The 18956-nt window shown below is 64.1% G+C and carries 17 protein-coding genes; 3 read left to right on the top strand and 14 right to left on the bottom strand.

Going from position 1 to position 18956, the window contains the following annotated elements:
• Position 1: 1 nt before the first annotated feature.
• The 3 genes from B6V72_RS00290 to B6V72_RS00280 all read right to left on the bottom strand — a co-directional run bounded on the left by B6V72_RS00290 (position 2) and on the right by B6V72_RS00280 (position 2838).
• Positions 2-1321, bottom strand: coding sequence for a nucleotide sugar dehydrogenase (locus tag B6V72_RS00290; RefSeq protein WP_075777050.1), 1320 nt, complete (start codon positions 1319-1321; stop codon positions 2-4).
• Between the two features lie 205 nt (positions 1322-1526).
• On the bottom strand, positions 1527-2132 hold the full coding sequence (locus tag B6V72_RS00285) for a response regulator transcription factor (RefSeq protein ID WP_168172984.1): 606 nt from the start codon (positions 2130-2132) through the stop codon (positions 1527-1529).
• A 46-nt stretch (positions 2133-2178) separates the two neighbouring features.
• Entirely contained in the window at positions 2179-2838 is a 660-nt protein-coding gene (locus B6V72_RS00280; protein ID WP_088723276.1) for a response regulator transcription factor, read from the bottom strand.
• Positions 2839-3433: 595 nt separating this feature from the next.
• Here B6V72_RS00280 and B6V72_RS00275 point away from each other — a divergent pair.
• A complete protein-coding gene (locus B6V72_RS00275) occupies positions 3434-3850 on the top strand; it encodes a universal stress protein (RefSeq protein ID WP_075777047.1) in 417 nt (138 codons plus the stop codon).
• 141 nt (positions 3851-3991) lie between these two features.
• Here B6V72_RS00275 and B6V72_RS00270 read toward each other — a convergent pair whose 3' ends face one another.
• The 9 genes from B6V72_RS00270 to B6V72_RS00230 all read right to left on the bottom strand — a co-directional run bounded on the left by B6V72_RS00270 (position 3992) and on the right by B6V72_RS00230 (position 14948).
• A complete protein-coding gene (locus B6V72_RS00270; protein ID WP_075777046.1) occupies positions 3992-5041 on the bottom strand; it encodes a betaine/proline/choline family ABC transporter ATP-binding protein in 1050 nt (349 codons plus the stop codon).
• A gap of 10 nt (positions 5042-5051) precedes the next feature.
• Positions 5052-6095 (bottom strand): ABC transporter permease subunit, encoded by a 1044-nt coding sequence (locus tag B6V72_RS00265; protein ID WP_075777045.1) that lies wholly within the window; start codon positions 6093-6095, stop codon positions 5052-5054.
• Positions 6096-6209: 114 nt separating this feature from the next.
• Positions 6210-7205: an ABC transporter substrate-binding protein gene (locus B6V72_RS00260; RefSeq protein ID WP_088718383.1), complete on the bottom strand. Its 996-nt coding sequence runs from the start codon at positions 7203-7205 to the stop codon at positions 6210-6212.
• A gap of 426 nt (positions 7206-7631) precedes the next feature.
• Positions 7632-8675, bottom strand: a complete 1044-nt coding sequence (locus tag B6V72_RS00255) for an ABC transporter ATP-binding protein (protein WP_075777043.1) — start codon at positions 8673-8675, stop codon at positions 7632-7634.
• 1 nt (position 8676) lies between these two features.
• A complete protein-coding gene (locus tag B6V72_RS00250) occupies positions 8677-9945 on the bottom strand; it encodes a hypothetical protein (RefSeq protein ID WP_240497659.1) in 1269 nt (422 codons plus the stop codon).
• A 3-nt stretch (positions 9946-9948) separates the two neighbouring features.
• A complete protein-coding gene (locus B6V72_RS00245; protein WP_088734117.1) occupies positions 9949-11163 on the bottom strand; it encodes a carbohydrate ABC transporter permease in 1215 nt (404 codons plus the stop codon).
• Positions 11160-12395, bottom strand: coding sequence for a sugar ABC transporter permease (locus B6V72_RS00240; protein ID WP_075777041.1), 1236 nt, complete (start codon positions 12393-12395; stop codon positions 11160-11162). The genes B6V72_RS00245 and B6V72_RS00240 overlap by 4 nt, the downstream gene beginning before the upstream one ends.
• A gap of 81 nt (positions 12396-12476) precedes the next feature.
• Entirely contained in the window at positions 12477-13838 is a 1362-nt protein-coding gene (locus tag B6V72_RS00235; protein WP_088718379.1) for an extracellular solute-binding protein, read from the bottom strand.
• Positions 13839-13868: 30 nt separating this feature from the next.
• Positions 13869-14948, bottom strand: a complete 1080-nt coding sequence (locus B6V72_RS00230; protein WP_088734115.1) for a LacI family DNA-binding transcriptional regulator — start codon at positions 14946-14948, stop codon at positions 13869-13871.
• A gap of 517 nt (positions 14949-15465) precedes the next feature.
• On the opposite strand from B6V72_RS00230, the gene B6V72_RS00225 reads away from it, so the two are divergent.
• Both B6V72_RS00225 and B6V72_RS00220 read left to right on the top strand, forming a co-directional pair.
• Positions 15466-16545 carry a type III polyketide synthase gene (locus tag B6V72_RS00225; protein WP_075777039.1) on the top strand — a complete coding sequence of 360 codons (1080 nt, stop codon included), beginning with the start codon at positions 15466-15468 and terminating at the stop codon, positions 16543-16545.
• The gene (locus B6V72_RS00220; RefSeq protein WP_088724472.1) at positions 16545-17042 is read left to right on the top strand and encodes an isoprenylcysteine carboxylmethyltransferase family protein; all 498 of its coding nucleotides are present in this window, start codon (positions 16545-16547) and stop codon (positions 17040-17042) included. Before B6V72_RS00225 ends, B6V72_RS00220 begins: the two co-directional genes overlap by 1 nt.
• 59 nt (positions 17043-17101) lie before the next feature.
• Here the strand turns inward: B6V72_RS00220 and B6V72_RS00215 are convergent, their stop codons facing one another.
• Both B6V72_RS00215 and B6V72_RS00210 read right to left on the bottom strand, forming a co-directional pair.
• Positions 17102-18457, bottom strand: a complete 1356-nt coding sequence (locus B6V72_RS00215) for a TRAP transporter large permease subunit (RefSeq protein WP_075777037.1) — start codon at positions 18455-18457, stop codon at positions 17102-17104.
• A complete protein-coding gene (locus tag B6V72_RS00210; protein ID WP_075777036.1) occupies positions 18457-18939 on the bottom strand; it encodes a TRAP transporter small permease subunit in 483 nt (160 codons plus the stop codon). The genes B6V72_RS00215 and B6V72_RS00210 overlap by 1 nt, the downstream gene beginning before the upstream one ends.
• Between the last annotated feature and the right edge of the window lie 17 nt (positions 18940-18956).

Raw genomic sequence — 18956 nt, 5'->3', positions numbered from 1 at the left:
ATTACCAGCAGATGCCCTGATAGCCAGCGTCGCTGACGAGGTTCGGGTCGATGCGGCCGAGATCCACCACGCGGCGGTTGCCCAGCGTCTCCTTCAGGCGGGCGGTCACCTCGGGATACTTGTTGCCCACCACGATGACCTCGCTGTCTTCGATCAGACGGTCCAGATCGTCTTCCATCCGTTCGAAGAGGTCGGGCACGACGGCGTTGCCGCGGCCGGCGGCGCCGGGATCGTTGGCGAAGGCGGTGGCGACATAGGGATCGTAGATGCGCACGTCCTGACCGCTTTCGATCAGCCGCGCGGCCAGATCGGCCAGCGGGCTTTCACGCAGATCGTCGGTGCCCGACTTGAAGCTGACGCCGACGAGACCGACGGTCTTCTTCGAGGCGGAGCGCACCATGGCCTCGGCGCGCTCTATCTGCGCCTCGTTCGCCTCGAGAATGGCGTTCAGAAGCGGCGTCGCGACGCCCGATGTCTCGCCCACCGCCTTGAGTGCGCGCACGTCCTTGGGCAGGCAGGAGCCGCCGAAGGCGAAGCCGGGACGCAGGAAGGCCGGCGACATGGCGACCTTGGTGTCGCTGCACAGGACCGCCATCACCTTCTGACCGTCGAGGTCGTTGGCCTTGGCGATGTTGCCGATCTCGTTGGCGAAGCTGATCTTCGCCGCGCGCCAGCTGTTCGAAGTGTATTTCACCATCTCGGCGGTGCGAATATCGACCTTGTTCATCTCGCAGGGAAGATCCTGGTTGATCTCGGTCAGGACCTGTTCGGTCTGCGCGTCCAGGCTGCCGAACACGATCAGGCCGGGATCGGCGTAATCCTCGATCGCGGTGCTTTCGCGCAGGAATTCCGGAAAGTAGCCGACGCCGAAATCGCGCGCTGCGAGTTTGCCGGAGGCGCGTTCGAGCGTGGGAATGCAGATCTCTTCCATGGTGCCGGGGACGATGGTCGAGCGCATGATGACCGTGTGGCGGTCTGACTTGTTGGCGATCGCCTTGCCGATGTCCTGACAGACGGAGACCACGAAGGTCAGACCGACCGAGCCGTCGGGCGCCGAAGGCGTGCCCACGCAGACGAAGGAGGCGTCGGTCTTCGCGACGGCCTCCGCCGCGTCGGTCGTGGCCCTGAGCCGACCGCTCGCAGCCATCTCGGCCACCAGCTCGTCGAGCCCTTTTTCAACGATGGGCGCGCGGCCCGCATTCAGTCCATCGACCTTGCTCTCGTCGAGATCGACCGCAATCACTTCGTGGCCGTCACGAGCAAGGCAAGCCGCTGACACGACGCCCACGTAGCCGATCCCGAAAACACTGATCTTTGCCATAATTCTTTTCCTTCTCCCCTCGAAACGGGCGAATCGAAACGTGTAATGGGCAGAGGTACCGCCCGGTTCGACCCAAGGGATAAAGGAAGATTCGCAGCCCTTTCAGTCGGGAATACGGGCGAAGAGCGGAGGAATTTCGGAAAGGGGTCGGGAGCTTCCTGACCCCCCGTGTGGGGCAAAAACCCACCCGGGAGGTCGGACGGGCTCAGACGAGCCAGCCCCGCGCGCTCGCCATCCGGATCAGCGCGGGCCGGTCCGCGAGGCCAAGCTTGTTCATGCCACGCGCGCGGTGGCTGTCGACGGTCTTTCGGCTGAGGCCGATCTGGTCCGCGATGTCGCTGTTGGAATAGCCTTTGGCCCAGAGCCGCAGCACATATTCCTCGCGCTCGGTCAGCGCCTTGCCCTCGGTGGGGCCCGGCATCTCGCCCTCGGCGGAGCGCGAAAGACCGCGGTCGACCAGGCTGCCTCCCGCAAGGGTGACGCGGATCACCCGCATCAGCGCGGGGCCCGAGATCGATTTCGCCACGACGGAGCTGAAGCCGATCCGCATGCAGAAGCTGACAAGCTCCTTTGTCGGCTGCGACGCAACGGCGATCAGCGCCAGCGAGGGACAGGCGGCCAGCATCTGCGGGACCAGATCTTCAAGGTTCGGTGTAAACTGCGGATCGATAAGGAGAACATCCCAGTCGGGATCGCGCAGGCGTTCTATGTCGGTGGCAGAAAGCGCGTCGCCATGCGTCCCCGTGTCGTCGAATGTCGACGCCGCGAGGTCGAGCACCGCTGACGCGAAAATCGGACTTTGGTCGGCCACGCCGATCCGGATCGGACTAACGCTTCGCATCTTCCACTAGACCCGGTTACACCGCCCAGGCGTTGCGCCGCGCAAAGGTTTCGAGCTCGCGCGCGCATGTGAGACCCATCTTTGACAGGGCGCGGTACTTATGCGTCTCGACGGTTTTGCCGCTGATCAGAAGGTCGTTTCCGATGGCGCGACAGCTCTTGCCGTCGACGAGCCCGCGCACGACCTCCCGCTCCCGGCTGGTGAGGGCTTCGGTGCCGACCAGAATGGGCGCGCTGGAATCGCTGCGCGCTTCGGCATAGCACCCGTCGACATACAGACTTCCCATGGAGACCGAGAAAACCGCGTCGATGAGCATTTCGATATTGCCGCTGCGGGAAACGACGCCGTCGTAATCCGACTGGAGACACTGGCGCGCGATCTCGAGTGCAGTTTCCGGCAGGTAGGCGATTGCGGCGACCGGACCGGCGGCCTCGCGGACGGCGCTTAGGGTCTCGGCAGGGTCCGCAGAGGTCTGGCTCGGGTCGAACACGACCACGTCGCAGGTCTCCATCGGGACGTCCTTCGAGGTCAATGCGGAGGGAACATCTTTGCATTCGCTGACAACCGCGATGCTTCCATCCGCAGCGAAACTCCGCTCCACAGCATCTGCGAGAATGGCGTTGTCGTCGATGAACAGAACACGGGGGGTTTCGGTTGCGTTCGTGAAGTTGGCCATGTTGAGTTCTCCCGCTCACTTCGGTTAACAGCGAATTTACGGTCCGTTAACAGGTGCTTTGCGGGTTAGTTCCATCACGACTGACGGTCTTTTCGAGCGCTCAGCGGGAACCTGCCGCCGACCTTCGCGAAGGTTCGGATATTGTTGGCAAAGTTCGTTTCATGGCTGTCGGCGCGTTATCGCCTGAAGATTTTGCGACTATCGTTATGGTTGTATTAATTCCCGAAACTCAACCGAGTTCCCCTGCTATCATCGCGATTTCTCGTTGAGCCGCCTCGTCCGAAACCAGCCCCATCGCGTCAAAACACACGTCGAAAGCGAGGCCCAAAAGAGACTGTGCACGGACGCGTGTGAAAGCCTCCTTCCTGCATGCTCGCGCGGCAGCGTCGTTGCGAGGCCTTCGCGGCGATACGCAGGGGGCCTGAATGCACTGTGGCGCTCTTTGCGGGCGCCTATGTCGCTGCGCGACATCGGAGTGACGCTTATGCCCATTTCGAGCTCCGGAATTCGTCGTAGGGGCGAGGCTGTTTCAATCCGGGTACGCGCCCGGTCGCCACGAGGTTCATTTTCCGCCTCGAACTTCCCGGAGGCCATCATGGCACGCCAGACAAAGCTCATCCTCTGCCCCATCAACCTGCGCCACGCCCAAGTCGAACATCATGCCTACATGGAAGCCGTAGAGATGGCGCGGCGGCGCCAAGCCAAGCTGATCGTCGCGACGATCGCGCCCGAGATCGAGCGCAATCTCAACATCTACAACTCCGATACCTATTGGGGCCAGCAGCTGCGCAAGTTCGTCAACGACAATCCCGCCAGCGGGGTGCCCGAGATCGAGATGGTCGTACGCAAGGGCGCCGTGCATCGTCAGATCGTCAAGCTGGCGGACGAGCGCAAGGTGGACCTCATCGTGATGGAAGCCGCCAACCCGAAGGTGAAGGACTATCTGCTGGGCACCACGGCGTCGCATGTCGTGACCCATGCGGAGTGCTCGGTCTACGTCGTGCGCAGCTAAGGACACGGCCCGGGATGCGACAGCACACCGGGCAGCGCGCACCCCGCTCCTGCGGCATCCCACGCTTATATTTGGGAAAAGCCCGCGCCTGTCGCGCGGCGGGTCGGACCCGCCCCAATACAGGGGCGGATCCCTTTCTTCTTACCTCTTGGCGGTTTCGCCCGAGGATTGCGCGGGCACCAGCGCGCGCATGATCGAGGGCATGGTGAGGCTGCCCACCGGCTCGCCCCCCATCATCACGCGGTAGCGGCGGTCGAGCGCCCCTTCCGCCTTGGCGATGACGCTCTCGAGGTTGTCGTTGCCGTCGATATCGCCCGACATCTCGCCTTCCGGCGCGCCGCGCTCCATCACCGAGCGCACGCGCAGCACGCGGGCGCGGTTGATGTCGGCCACGAAGTCCTCGATGTAGGGATCCGCCGGGTTGAGAAGGATCTCCTGCGGTTCGCCCTGCTGGACCACTCGACCGTCATTCAGGATCACCAGGTGATCGGCGAGCTTGAGCGCCTCGTCCAGATCGTGGGTGATGAAGATGATGGTCTTGTGCAGCTCGGCCTGAAGCTCGAGCAGCAGGTCCTGCATGTCGGTCCGGATCAGCGGATCGAGCGCCGAGAAGGCTTCGTCCATCAGCATGATGTCCGAGTTCGACGCCAGCGCCCGGGCGATCCCCACGCGCTGCTGCATCCCGCCCGAGAGCTGGTGCGGGTGGTGGTCCCCGTAGCCCCCGAGCCCGACACGGTCGAGCCATTTCTCGGCCTCCGCGACATAGTCGGAGGCCGGGAAGCCGCGGGTGGCCAGCGCCATCGCCGTGTTCTCCGCCACCGTGCGGTGCGGCAGAAGGGCGAATTTCTGGAACACCATCGACATCCGCTCGCGCCGCAGCTTGCGCAGCTGCGCCTCGTTATAGTCGAGGATGTTCTCGCCATTGACGAGAACTTCCCCCGCGGTCGGCTCGATGAGCCGGTTGAGGTGCCGGATCAGCGTGGATTTACCCGAGCCCGAAAGCCCCATGATGACGGTGATCTCACCCTCTTTCATGTCCACGTTGATGTCGCTGAGCCCGAGCACGTGGTTGCGCTTCTCGAGCAGTTCCGGCTTGCCCATGCCTGCCTTCACGTCTTCCAGCGCCGCTTGCGGATCCGACCCGAAGATCTTGTAGAGATGTCGGATCGAGACCTTGATTTCCTTGGTCATGCCTGTCTCCTCACTTGCCGCTCTTGCTGGTGTCGATCCGCGCCAGCGAGGCTTTCGTCACGCGGTCGAGCAGGATCGCGATGATCACGATGCCGAAGCCCGCCACGAGACCAACACCCAGTTCGAGCGACCGGATACCGCGCAGCACGAGCACGCCCAGACCCGGGGCCGAGACGAGCGAAGCGATCACCACCATGGCGAGGCTCATCATGATCGTCTGGTTCACGCCGGCCATGATGTTGGGCAGCGCGAGCGGGATCTGCACGCCGAACAGCTTCTGGCGCTTGGTCATGCCGAAGGCGTCGGCTGCCTCGATCACGTCGGGATCGACCAGTCGGATGCCGAGATCGGTCAGGCGCACCACGGGCACGATCGCGTAGAGGATGATCGCGATACCGTAGAGCTTCGGCTCGGTCACCGAGAACAGGAAGATCAGCGGGATCAGGTAGACGAAGGGCGGCAGCGTCTGCAGCATGTCGAGGATCGGGATCACGGTGCGCTGGAGCCTGTCGCTCCGCGACATCGCGATACCTATGGGCACGCCGAAGAGAACGCATATGAACGCACAGACGAAGATGATCGCCAGCGTCTGCATCGCCGCGTCGTAATGGTTGATGAAGGCGAGGAAGGCGATCGAGACCAGCACGAAGACCACAAGTCTCCAGGACCGCGTTACCAGCCAGGTGATCAGCATCAGGATCGGCACCATCAGCCACCACGGCGTGTTGGTCATGATCCAGAGCATGTCGCGCAGCGCCCAGCTCAGCGGCTGGGTCAGCGGGTCGACGACGGCACGCAGACCGCCACGGATCGCGAGAAATCCGTCTTCGAGGCCCTGCGTCACGTCGCGCGAGGGCGGGATCGCCGCGCAGGCCTTGTTGAGGGCGTCGAGCGAGGGAAAGGGCCAGTTCCACAGGGAGGGGCCTTGCGTCGTGGTGCCGTCGGTCTGTGCGATCAGGTCGGCCATCGACGTCATGCCGCCGCCACCGTCACCGCCAGCCGAGCACCAGTCCTTCAGCCCCACGGCGTTAAAGAAATTCTCGTAAGCTGCCATTGGTTTTCCGGGTCATTGGGGAGGACCCGCCCCATGTTGTTGCGTGATGGATCGAAAAAGGACGGGGCCTGCCTCGGCCCCGTCCAAGGTGTGCGCATCAAGCGCGCGTCACGATCATCCGCCGATCAGCTTCGAAAGCTTCTTCTGAGCGTCGGCGTTGAGCCAGTTCTTCCAGGTGTCCTGATAGTTCTTGATGAAGTAGACCGCGGTCTCTTCACCCGACGCCTTGTTCTCGTCCTGCCACGCGAGCAGTTTCGACATGGTGTCGGTCTTGAAGCTCATCTTCGAGAAGAACTCGGTCTCGGCCGGGTGGGTCTTCGCGAAGTCGCTCGTCACCGAGGTCAGCACGGGCGCTGCCGGGAAGTCGGAAACCTGCGGATCCTTGGTGTCCTTGTTCTGGAGCTTGTCGAACTTGGCCTTGTCGTAGTCACCAAGCTTGACGCGGGTCATGTCATAGTTGCCCATGACCACGGTCGGGCCCCAGTAGTAGCCGAACCACGGCTTCTTGTCGGCGAAGGCCGAACCGATCGACGAGGCGAGCGTCTGGCCGGAGCCGTGGTTGAACACCTCGATGCCCGAGCTCTTGAGGTCGAGCGCCTTGATCAGGTTGTCGCTCACGACGCGGCAACCCCAGCCGTCCGGGCAGTTGTTGAACGTGCCGCCGACCCAGTCGGGGTGCGCCATCACGCCCTCGATGGTCTTCAGCTCGGGGTGCTCCTTGGCGAGGTAGGTGGGGATCCACCAGCCTTCGACGCCGCCCGGCTGGAGCGTCTTGGCGACGCGCTTGATCTTGCCTTCGCTCTCGAGCTTCTTGTAGGCGTCGCCGGCCGAGTTCAGCCACAGGTTGGTGACGACGTCGGGGCGGCCGTTTTCCGCGATCGAGGTGATGGCCGGGATGGTGTCGGATTTGACCAGGCTGGTGTTACAGCCGTAGCCTTGGTCCAGCATGAATTTCGCGATGTTGGTGGTGACCTCGGCAGCGGCCCAGTTCATCTGGGCGATCGAGATGTCGCCGCACTGCTCGGCAGCGCGGGCAGTCCCGGTCTGAGCTGCAAAACCGGTCACAATTGCAGTCGCACCGGCGACCGCGAGAAGTGTCGTCTTCCGCATGTGTTTTCCTCTCATCCGTTGGATTGTTTGCGATCGTTGTCGGACCGCATTCGCTTTGCGCGTGATGAGACCGCCTGACCTCCCCGCACGGGCGTGTTTTCTCACCCGGAGGAGCGTCTCGGCCCATCGTCGACCATCAGGTTGCGCAATGCACGCGAATGCGCCCGCTCGACGATTGCCGCAAAACCTAGCCTCCACGGCCCCGATCAGCAATCGTCCGCCGGTAACATTAATTTGAGAAAAGCGTCACGGAACCCAATGATTATTGAGAAAAATTATGTAAACGCCGCCGCTTGCCCGACCTTCCGCCAGTACAACAGCCCGATCGCCAAAAGGCATCGGACTGCCGATTTCGGTGCCTTTGAACGGCGAGCTAAGGCCTGCGCCCTGCCCTGCGGCCCGGGATGAGCGCCCGGGCGCGCGGTTTCAGACCGCCATGCCGTCGGCGTCGAAGAACACCGTGCGGTCGGCCTCGAAGGCCAACCCAGAGACATCGCCCGGGCGCAGGTCGGTATCGCCCGCGACGCGCACATTGATCGCGCCCAGCGGTCCGCAATCGAACAGGATGAACGTATCGGCGCCCAGGAATTCCACCACATCGACGCGACCGTCGCATTGCCCCTCGCCCTCAGCCACGAGCGAGATATGCTCGGGCCGGATACCAAGCTGCGTGGTCTGCGGCGCGGGACAGGCCCCGCTGCGCCCGCCTTCGAGGCTGTAGCGGCCATCCGAGACCGCGCAGGGCATCACGTTCATCTTCGGGCTGCCGATGAATTGCGCCACGAACAGGTTCGCGGGCTTCTCGTAAAGCTCGCGCGGGGTGCCGACCTGCGCGATCTTGCCATATTCCAGCACCACGATCCGGTCCGCCAGCGTCATCGCCTCGACCTGGTCATGGGTGACGTAGATCATCGTGCGCTTGAGATTGCGGTGCAGCCGCGCGATCTCAAGCCGCATCTCCACGCGCAGCGCCGCATCGAGGTTCGACAGCGGCTCGTCGAAAAGGAACGCGGTCGGGTCGCGCACGATCGAGCGCCCGATTGCCACGCGCTGACGCTGGCCGCCAGACAGGTCCTTGGGCCGCCGGTCGAGGAAGCTCTGCAGTTTCAGGATGTCCGCAGCCTCGTCGACCTTGGCGCGCCATTCGCCCTGCGGCGCCCCGGCCATCTTGAGCGAGAAGCCCATATTCTCGGCCACCGACATATGCGGGTAGAGCGCGTAGGACTGGAACACCATCGCGAGGCCGCGTTTCGAGGGCGGCTGATCGGTGACGTTCGCGCCGTCGATCTCGATCGCCCCGCGCGAGGTATCCTCGAGCCCGCCGATCATCCGCAGAAGCGTGGACTTGCCGCAGCCGGACGGGCCCACGAAGACGACGAATTCGCCATCCTTGATCTCGAGGTCGATCCCCTTGATGACCTGCACCTCGCCGAACCATTTCTCGACACCGTTTAACGTGATCGAACCCATGTCAGCCCTCCTTGCCGGCCCAGGCGAGCCAGACGGCCGCCGTCCAGGTGAATGCCTTGCCGCCCGCAGCCGCTCCCGTCATCGGGTCGAAATACTCGACGAAACCGTAGCGCCCGATCACCTCGCGAGTGCGCTTGCGGACCTCTTCGCCAAGCGTGACGCCCCGTTCCGAGGCGCCCTCGCCGATCATCATGTTCATCATCCCCCAGGTCGGGCCGCGCCAGTAGCGCTTCGCGTCGAAGCGCGGATCGAACGGCGCGAGCGAGGGCACGCCATAGGGCGCGGCATCTAGCACGCGGGCGAGGTGTTGCTCCATCTGCGGCGCGTCGAGCCCGCCGAACCAGCACAGGAAGGAGGCGTTGGTCAGCGCGTTCGACCAGATGCCGTTGTTGCAGTTGTAGCTGTCGTAAAAGCCCATGCCGGGGTTCCACAGCGCCTGAGCACCGGCCCCCAGTTCGGCCAGCTGCGCGGCCATGTCGCCGGTATCGAGATCCTGCGCCTCACCTGCCGCCAGAAGGTCGCGCAGGCCCCGCATCAGGATGAAATGCATGGTCGGATCGGCCACCTTGAACGGGTTGTCCTCGGCGACCTTGGCATCGTCCCAATCCAGCGCCTTGGCACGCTGCACCAGCCAGATATAGCGGTCGTAATCGTATTTCGTGGGCCGCATCGAGGCGTCGACATGCTGGGTGTCGCGGCGCTCGTAATAGCCCACGTCCTGCGGGTCGATCTTGCTCATCGCGTCGTCCCAGTCCGGCGCATTGTCGCGGCCGGATTCCCACGGATGGATCACGAAGATCGCGCCCTTCTCGTCACGGCGCCATTTCAGGAACCACTCCGCCCATTTGCGCATCTTCGGATAAAGGGCCGCGAAGCGAGCTTTCCCCGCCTCCGGATCGGCCGCCAGAAGCCGCGTCGCGAAGCTGAGTGCCACGGGCGGCTGGGTGATGCCCGAGGACGCGATCGGCCCGTTGCAACCCCAGACGTCGGGACCGGGGAAATAGCCCGGATCGGGTTTGTGGAAGATGATATGGGGGACCATGCCGCTGTCCCATTGCCCGGTGAACAGCGTCTCGATTTCCTGCCAGGCGCGGTCCAGGTCGAATTCGGCGAAACCGAGACTCGCAAAGGCGCTGTCCCAGTTCCACTGGTAGGGATAGAGGCCATCGGTCGGCACGGTATAGCCGCCCCGGTCGTTCTGCGTAAGGATTTCGCGCGCCGCAGCGTCCCGGTCGGAGAAATCGGTGGCGGCCACAGTTTCGGTCATCATGTCTTATCCTTTCACCGCGCCGGCCGTCAGGCCGCGGGTCATGAAACGTTCGAGCCCGAGGAACAGCGCCATGATCGGCACCGTCGCGATGACGGCGCCCGCCATCAGGTGCTGGCGCGGGATCTCGGAGGAGTTGAGCGAAGCGATGCCTCGCGTGAGGGTGAATTTGCTGGGATCGTCGAGCAGCATGAAGGCGAGCAGGAACTCGTTCCACGCGATCATGAAGACATAGAGCCCGACCGAGGCCATCGCGGGCAGCGCCAGCGGCAGCGTGATCTTCCAGATCACCTTGAGCCGCGAGAGCCCGTCCATCAGCCCCGCCTCCTCGACCTCGACGGGGAGGCCGCGGAAATAGCCCTGCAGCATGTAGAGCGCGACGGGAATAGTGGTGACCGGATAGATCATCACGATCCCGAGGATCGAGTTGCGCAGACCCACCATCGAATAGGCGATGTAGATCGGCAGCGCGAGCACGATCATCGGCACCATGTAGATCAGCAGGATACCGCGCGAGAACACTTTCTGCCCGCGGAAGCGCAGCCGCGCCACCGCATAGGCGCCGGGCACCGAGAACAGCAGCGTCAGCAGCACGGTCAGCACCGAGACGTAGAAGCTCGTCCAGAGGTAGCGGCCGAAATGGAACCGCGTCATCAGCTCGTAATAGCTGTCGAACAGGTGCCAGCCCCGGCTCAGGTCGATCGAGAAATCGAGCGGGTTGAGCATCAGCTGCTGCTGCGACTTCATCGAGGTCATGACCATCACGTAGAACGGGATGACCACGATCGCGGTGAAGAAGATGTAGCCGAAACCGGTCAGGAAGCGGATCACCGCATCCTCGAATTGGTGGCGGGTGAGCGCGCCGAATTGCAGCTCGCGCAGGATCGAGTTGAGCGGGATCGACACCGTGCCCGCGAGCACAACGCTGAGGACGACGCGCCAGACAAAGTTGAAGCTTTCGTCGAATTGCAGCGCGCCGAGGCCCACCGCCATCAGCACCAGCGCCACGATCACCGCCACCGCATCCGCAGCCCATCGATTGGCGATGCGCACGCGGGCAAACCCGGTCGCAAGCCCGAGGATCAGCGAGCCGATCAGCGCAGGCTTGGCCGCAGCCCCGGTGGCGAAGGAAATCGCGACCCCCAGCGTGACCGACATGACCAGCGCCCAGAGCGCTCCGATGATCGGTCCGGCGAGATAGCCTTTGTGCAGGATTTTCATAGCCCTTCCTCCCGGCTCATGGTGCGGAAGAACAGCCCCGAGAAAACCAGAAGGCAGGCGAAGATCACCACGGCGACCGCGGCACCCGCACCGATATTCGACACCGCGAAAGCCTGTTCGTAGACATTGACCGTCAGGACCCGCGTGCCGGCATTACCGCCGGTGAGCAGGAAGATGTCGTCGAACTTGTTGAAGGTCCAGATGAAGCGCAGCAGGAACAGGACCGAGAGGATCCCCAGCAGCTGCGGCATCGAGAGATACCAGAATTTCTGGAACGGCGAGGCCCCGTCCATATCCGCCGCCTCGTACATATCCGTGTCGATGCTCTGCATCCGCGCGAGGATGAAAAGGAACGAGAGCGGGAAATAGCGCCAGATCTCGAACACCGTCACCATGATCAGCGCGAGCGGCTTGGCCCCGAAGAAGTTGATCGCGCCTTCGCTCACGCCCATCTGCACCAGCAGCGCGTTGGCGGAGCCGGAATAGGGATCGAACAGCGTGATCCAGGTGAAGGCCACCGCGATCACCGGGGCCACATAGGGAAACAGGTAAAGCCCGCGCAGGATACCCTGCCCGCGGAAGCTCTTGTTGAGCAGCAGCGCCGCGAACAGCCCCACGACCAGCGCGCCCAGCGTGCCGAAGACCGTGTAGAACAGCGTGATGCCCAGAACGCTCCAGAACTCGCTGCCCGAAAAGAGCCGGCGGAAGTTCTCGAGCGTGAAGGTGGAATTCGTCAGGACGTTCGAGACGTGACCGGTCGCCGTGACCTCGGCGTCACGCATCGCGCGCTCTGCCGCGCGGGTATCGCCGGTCACCTGCGCATCGACGCGGAACCGCTCGTTCGCGCCGGGTTCGAGCGTGCCGAAATCGCAAGACAGGTCCTGCCCGTCCATCGCGCAGCCCTGAGGCAGATCGCCGGTCAGCGTCACGCCCTCGGGCAGGGTCACATTCAACCCCGCCTTGGTCATCTCCTGCTCGCCCGACGGATTGATCACGCGCAACTCGAGAAGCGGCTGATCGCCCCGCTCGCGCAGCGCCACCCGCGTGCGGATCTCGGCCGGACGCAGATCGCCCAACGTCACCGGCTTCACGGAGATCCAGAAGATCGCCAGCAGCGGCACGATCACGACGAGCGCCACGATCGCGATGGTCGGGAACAGCAGGCCCCAGGCGAGACGCGCTTCGCGACGGGCAAGCGCGCCGCGCCCCTTGGGCGGCGATATGTCGGTCATGACAGTCTCCAATGCATGCAGTCAGAGCGGGCTTCGGCCCCGGGGCAAGGCGCGACCGCCCTGCCCCGGCCAGAGGTCGGATCAGTTGATCTTGCCCAGCTCGTCGTTCATCTTCGCGACCGCATCCTCGGCCGAGATGTTGCCGTCGATGAAGTCGCGCACAACCCGGTTGATGACCTGGCTGTTGAGCATCTTCGAGGCCAGCGCGAGCTGCCCGTCTTTCACGCCCCAGCGCTGTGCAGTGTCGAGACCCTTGGTGATCTCGTCGACCACGGCCGGATCGTAGAGATCCTTGAGCGGCGCCTTGCGATCCACGCCCACCGGCAGGGTCGCCCAGAGCTTGGTGAACTTCTCCGGATCCTCATCGGTGCCGCGACGCGTCGGGAACTTGCCCTCGGGCGCGATCGACAGCGTCTGCTCGTAGCCGTCATTCATCGAGTAATCGACGAATTTCTCGGCCGCATCGGTGTCGGCGTCGGCGGTGATGGTGAAGTAACGCAGGTCCGCCCAGCTCGCACCGTCGGGGTTCGACGGGCCCGCGAGGTTGGTCACGACGCCAGTATCCTTCGACAGCTCGGTCGAGGTCGGATCGTCGTTGATCATCGGCGGGGCGCTGTCACGCAGACCGGCCAGTTCGTCGAGGATGAAGGGCGACCACATGATCATCGCCGCCTTGCCCGCGAAATACAGCTCGCGCGACTGCTTCCAGTAGTTCTCGCCGGGCGGGGAAGCGTCGGCCAGCTTCTTGTAGAAGTTCAGCACTTCGACCGTCTTCTTCTCGTCGAGCGGCTTGAAGCCGTCCGGCCCCACCGGCGAGACGCCGTTGGCGAGGAAGATCTGCTCGAGGATCTGGCTCATGTAGTTGTCGTCGACCTTGGTCGCGGCGACGAAACCATACATGTTCGGCGGATCGTTGAGCTTGTCGAGCGCGGCCTCGATCGATTTGAAATCGGTCGGCGGCGCGAGGCCCGCCTTGTCGAACAGATCCTTGCGGTAGAGGATCATCTGCGTCCAGCCATCGACCGGCACGGCGGCATAATCGCCATCGGTCTCGACCATCTTCAGCGCGCCGGGGGCGAAGGTCGCCGGATCGAGCTTGTCGACCACGTCCGAGCTCGCCAGCGTGTCGAGAATGCCCGCATCGGTCCAAGGCAGCACGTTCTGCAGCGGCGTGTAGATCACGTCGGGCAGGTCCCCCGCCGCGAAGGCTGCGGTCGCGCGCTGGTTCAGGTCGCTTTCGGTGACCGGGATCACGTCGACGGTGATGCCGGTCTTGGCCTTGAAGTCGTCGGCCATCTGCTGCTGCTTGGCCAGACGCTCGGGCTGTTCCTCGGTGGTCCAGAACTTGATCGTCTGCGCCTGCACCGCGACGGCGCCCGCCATCAGCGCAAGCACGGTCGAGCCCATCAGCATCGCCGTTTTATGTCCAAGTATCGATTTCATTTACTTTCCTCCCGGTAGATTGCGTTACTCTTATGGGTCGACGGGCGGCCCGTCGGAGCCTCCCGGTTCCAGTTGCGCCGCCACCAGTTCCGTCAGCTCACCGGGCGGCGCACCACGGAGCTGCGCGATCAGCAGCGACGCGAGACGCGCGCCCGCATGCTGGCTGTCGACTGCGAATGTCGTGAGGGGCGGATCAACCATCCGGCCCTCGGGAATGCCGTCATAGGAGATGACCGACAGATCGCGCCCGATCGTCAGCCCCCGCTCGCGCGCCACGTCATAGGCGCCGAGCGCCGTCGCGTCGGTGGAGTAGACGATCGCCGTCGCGGGCTCGGCCAGATCGAGCAACTGGCGCGCGGCCTCTGCCCCTTCCGCGCGGTTCGAGACCTCCATCACCTCGAGCGCGGGATCGAAGGGCAATCCGGCCTCTTCCAGCCCCTTTCGGTAGCCGTCTCGGCGCAACAGCGCGAAATTGTAGCTCATATGCGACCCGGCGAAGGCGATGCGGCGATGGCCGAAACCCGCCAGACGCGCGACGGCGGCGCGCATCGCCCCCTCGCCATCGACGTCGAACCACGACAGGCCCGGATCGGGCTTGCCGTGACCGGTGCGGCCGAACAGAACGAAGGGCACATGTTTCGATTGCAGGAATTTCACCCTCGGGTCGACGACCTGCGTTCGCGGCAGGATGAAACCATCGACCTTGTGCTCCTGCAGAAGCCGCGTGACCGTGTCCTCCATCTCCTCGCGCGAATTCGACGAGGCGATCGTCAGGGTCCAGCCTTCCAGCGAGGCTTCCTGCGTGATCCCGCCCAGAAAATCCGTAAGGAACGGGCCGTAGCGGTCCGGTGCGTCCAGTTCGAGCACCAGCCCCAGCGCCCGCACCCGCCCCGTACGCACCGCCTGCGCATAGGGCATCGGCGCGTAGCCCATCTCGGCTGCCACCCGCGCCACGCGTTCGCGGGTTTCGGGCGAGATGTCGGAATAGTTGTTGAGCGCGCGCGACACGGTGCTCTTGGTCAGCCCCAGCGCCTGCGCAAGGTCAGAGATCCGAACTCGGCGCGGTGCCGGCTCGGACGGTTTCTTATCGGTGTCGCGAATCTCCTCCATGGCGAGAGACTAGGTCACCGAAACCGATTTCGTAAAGCCGAAACCGGTTTCGAAGCGCGATTTCAGCCTCAAGTCGCCGTGTGCCGCACTGCGGCGTCGCCGTCGCGGATCATTTCGGTTGGGGGCGCGCCGGTTTCGAGAAATCATTCAAAACCAAAGCACTATGAGGCGACTTTAAAGTGACAAAATGCCGCCGCAGGTTCCGCTCACGTGCCTGCCTTTCGTCGATGACGAAAGCTGACCGTGGAACCGATGCGCCAGCCAACGATCACAGCTTGGTGTTGAGGTCGGAAAGCTGCGCAGGTCCATTCACACGAAACCAAGCGCTTTCAGGCACCTACAAGGCGACCTTAAACCTAGAGGACAACGTCGCGTGTCCCCGCTTTCTCCTCCTTGCGGCTGAACCAAACCCGGCTCCGGGCCGTTGTCTTACAGGGCAATCCAGCGCGCCCCCGAGATTTTCGAACAGTTTCCTCAAGGACTGACCAGCATCAGCCTTCAGCGAAAAGGAATTGCCATGTCAGTTTACCTCCACGGTCTCTCCACCGCCCTGCCGCCGCATTGCCTCGCGCAATCCGAGGTGCGCGAGCGGGCCGAGATCATCTTCGGCGAGACCTACCCGCAATTCGAGCGGCTCTCGAAAACCTTCGACACGGCGGGGATCGACCGGCGTTATTCGGTCGTGCCGATCGACTGGTTCTCGGAAGCCCACGGCTGGGCGGATCGCAACGCGGCGTTCATGGAGGGCGCGAAAGCGCTGTTCATCGACGCGGCGCAGGCGGCGCTCGACGCCGCAGGCTGGCAGGGTTCGGAGGTCGATTGCGTGGTCACCGTCTGCTCGACCGGCCTCGCGACGCCCTCGCTGGAGGCGCAGGTTCTGGGCGAGATGGGCTTTCGCGACGACATCATGCGCGTGCCGATCTTCGGCCTGGGCTGCGCGGGCGGCGTTTCGGGACTGTCGACGGCGCAATCCATCGCGGCAGGCCGTCCGGGCGCGAAGGTGCTGCTCGTCGTGGTCGAGACCTGCTCGCTCTCGTTTCGCGCCGACCGGATGCAGAAGGCCGATATCGTCGCTGCCGTCCTCTTCGCCGATGGCGCGGCTGCGGCCTGTATCAGCACCGAGGCGCCGGGCGCGGGTCAGGTGATCTCGCTCGGTCAGGGGCACCAGAAGACATGGCCCGACACGCTCGACATCATGGGCTGGGACGTCGACGAGATCGGCTTCGGCGTGATCTTCGACCGCTCGATCCCGGGCTTCGTCAATTCCGAATTCGCGACGGCGGCGGAGGGCGCGCTGCGGGCCGCGAACCTCGATCACGCCGATATCGACCGCTATGTCTGCCATCCGGGCGGCGCGAAGGTCGTGGAGGCGATCGAGGCCGCGTTGCATCTGGAACAGGGCGTGCTGGATGCCGAGCGCAACGTGCTGCGCGAGGCGGGCAACATGTCGGCGCCGACCATGCTCTTCGTGATGCGCGCGGTGTTGGATGCGGGCAAGACCGGGCAGATGATGGGCTGCGCGCTCGGGCCGGGCTTTACCGCCTCGTTCCTGCCCTTCCATGTCGGCCCGCCCCAAATCGAGGCGGAGGCCGCGTGATGTCCCTCCCGAGCGTTCTCTTTCTGGCCTTCATCATCGTGCAACGGCTGAGCGAGCTTGTCATCGCCAGGCGCAACACCGCCCGGCTTCTGGCGCGTGGAGCCCATGAGGTCGGCGCGGCGCATTACCCGGTGATGGTCGCGATGCACAGCGCGTGGATTCTGTGCCTGATCGTCTTCGGCCTCGGCCAGCCCGTACACTTCGGCTGGCTCGCTCTCTTTGCGGTGCTGCAGGTGCTGCGCATCTGGATCCTCACCAGCCTCGGCGGACGCTGGACGACACGGATCATCATCCTCGAAGAGCCGCTGGTCGCGCGCGGGCCGTTCAAATACGCCTCGCACCCCAATTACATGCTGGTCGTGGCCGAGATCTTCGTCGCCCCGATGGTACTGGGCCTGCTCTGGGTCGCAGTTCTGTTCACCGTACTGAACGCCGCAATGCTCTGGGTGCGGATCGGGGTCGAGAACAAGGCCCTCGCCCCGATGCGCGCGGGGTGAATGCGAAACGGGGGGCAATTGCGCCCCCCGTTCCGTCTCATCCGCTTGTCTTGAGTGGATCAGCCACCAAGCACGCGAGGCAGCCACAGCGTCAGCGCCGGGAAGCCTAGCAGAAGCGCGACGCGCACGAGCTCGGACAGGAAGAACGGGAAGACACCGCGGAAGGTGGTGCCCATCGGAACGTTCTTCGCCAGCGCCGAGATCACGAAGACATTCATCCCCACCGGCGGCGTGATCAGCCCCAGCTCCACCACGACAAGCGCAAGGATACCGAACCAGACCTTCAGCTCGTCGGTCGAGAGGCCGAAGCCCGAGCCGTCCGCCATCTGGTAGAGACCGCCATTGATCTCGACCAGCACCGGCCAGAAGAAGGGCAACACCAGCAGGATCATCGACATCGAGTCCATCAGGCAGCCCAGCACGATCAGCGCGATCAGCAGGATCGCCATCACCATCATGGGCGGCAAGCCGGAATTCACCGCCATATCGGCAGCCGCCTGCGGCACCCCTGCCCGCGACATGAAGATCTTCAGAAGCTCCGCGCCCAGCAGGATCAGGTAGATCATGCCAGTGGTGCCCGCCGTCTCGAGGATGGACGAGCGCAGGGCTTCGCGCGACATCAGCCCGCGGAAGAGGCCGTAGACGAAGACCGCGAAGACGCCGATCGCAGCGGCGGGCGTCGGGTTGTAGAAGCCCGCATAGATGCCGCCGATGACGACGCCGAAGATGCCCAGCACCGGGAGCACGCCGCGCGTGGCCGCCCAGAACTCGGCCTTGTCCGACACGCCCTGCGCGGGGCCCGCGCTCGGCACGAGGCGGACATAGATCGCGATGGTCAGCAGGAACAGAGCGACCGCGATCAGGCCGGGCACCAGTGCCGCCATGAACATCGTGACGATATTGGCCTCCACGATCACCGCGTAGATCACAAGGATCACCGAAGGCGGGATCAGGATGCCCAGCACGCCGCCTGCCGCGACCGAACCGGTCGCGAGCGCGGGAGAGTAGTTGTAGCGCTCCAGCTCCGGCAGGGCGACCTTGCCCATCGTCGAGGCGGTTGCGAGCGAGGAGCCGCAGACCGCGCCGAAGCCCGCACAGGCGGCGATCGAGGCCATCGCGGTGCCGCCGCGCATCCAGCCGAACCACGCATTGGCGGCGCGGAACATGTCGCGCGACAGGCCCGTCTTGGTGGCCAGCGCCCCCATCAGGACGAACATCGGCACGACCGAGAGGTCATAGATCGAGAATTGACCGTAAGCGAGCGTCTTGAGCTGGCTCAACAAGATCGCCGGGCCGTTGATGATCGCGGTGCCCCCAGCGCCCACGAGGATCATCGCGTAAGCGATGGGCACACGCATGACGATAAGCGCCACGAGAATGGCGAGGCCAAGCAGGCCGAGAGTAATCGGGTCCATCAGGCACGCCCCGTCCAGTTGTCCCGCAGGCTCAGCGCTGCGGCGATGAAAAGTAGCGCAAGCGAGGCAAGCGCGGGAAGGTAAGCCCACCAGACCGGGATCTGCAGGATCGTGGTGGCGAGCGAATATGATTTCTGATCGAGCATCCCGAAATACATCCGCCACAGCAGAAGCGCGGCAAACCCCAGCGCCAGCACCGAGCCGATGGCCGAGAAGCGACGCTGCACGGCGGCGCTAAGTTTCGAGGTGAAGATATCCGCCGTGACGTTCTGATCGGCCAATTGGCAGTAGGGCAGGAACATGAAGGCCGCGATGGCGACCCCCATCTCCGTCAGTTCGAAGTCCCCCGCGAAGGGCAGCCCGATAAAGCCGCCCAACACTGTCCAGACGTTTACGGCGACGATCGCTGCAAGCACCCCGCCTCCGGCGAGGGCCCAGGCATAGATCGCCTTGCGCAAGAAAGTCTCAGTTGCAGAATGCATGATCGTCGCCGCTCCGT

Origin of the sequence: Thioclava sp. F34-6, assembly GCF_002213235.1 — a bacterium.
Taxonomy (GTDB): Bacteria; Pseudomonadota; Alphaproteobacteria; order Rhodobacterales; family Rhodobacteraceae; genus Thioclava; species Thioclava nitratireducens.
The sequence above is the reverse complement of the archived record's forward strand: the minus strand, read 5'-3'. Positions and strand labels throughout refer to the sequence as shown.